The following is a 675-nucleotide window of genomic DNA, read 5'->3' on the forward strand; positions in this document are numbered from 1 at the left end:
AATTGGTTTTCATAAAATGGGTCACCAGGAACATTTGCAACAAGCTCATCACTTGCTAGTCCATTCTTTACAGTAATACTATTTGAAAAACCTCCAGCATAGCCAAGACTTTCAACCATACGACTATAAACACCATCCATAACGGCTTTGGCTGTAATATCATCCTCATAAATGGTTTCACTAACCAATTCTGTTTTTGGAGGATCAATCTCTATAAAATCTTCACAGCTTATAATAAAAACGCTAAGTAACACAACATATAAAGAATTTTTAACACCTCTTTTAAACGTGATATATTTATTTATTTTTTTGTACATAATTTCTAATTTTTAAAATGAACATTGAAGCCCCAAACTAAGAATTCTTAAAGGCGGTATAGATCGGGAGGCTCCTTCTGGGTCAAGGCCTTTAAAATCTGTAAAAGTCAAAAGGTTTTGCCCTTGAAAATAAACTTTGGCCGAACTAAACGGCGTGCGATCGACAGGGATTTTATATGACAGACTTAAGTTTTTGAGGCGGATAAAGTATATGTTTTGATAAAAATTATCTCCATAATTTCTTGCATTAGTAAAAGCAATTGTTGTTTGATAATTACCTGCTGTGAATTTTTGAAAATCAGCCTCATCACCAACATTTTGCCAGCGATCTAATACGGCTTCAGGTTGGTTTCTCATA

The 675-nt window shown here is 33.9% G+C and carries 2 pseudogenes; both read right to left on the reverse strand.

The window, feature by feature from the left end:
* Window positions 1–317: pseudogene (locus tag Q4566_RS17010) on the reverse strand (hypothetical protein); the annotation flags it as partial.
* Between the two features lie 12 nt (window positions 318–329).
* Window positions 330–675: pseudogene (locus Q4566_RS17015) on the reverse strand (SusC/RagA family TonB-linked outer membrane protein); the annotation flags it as partial.

Source organism: Tamlana sp. 2_MG-2023 (genome assembly GCF_030548465.1).
Classification (GTDB): domain Bacteria; phylum Bacteroidota; class Bacteroidia; order Flavobacteriales; family Flavobacteriaceae; genus Pseudotamlana.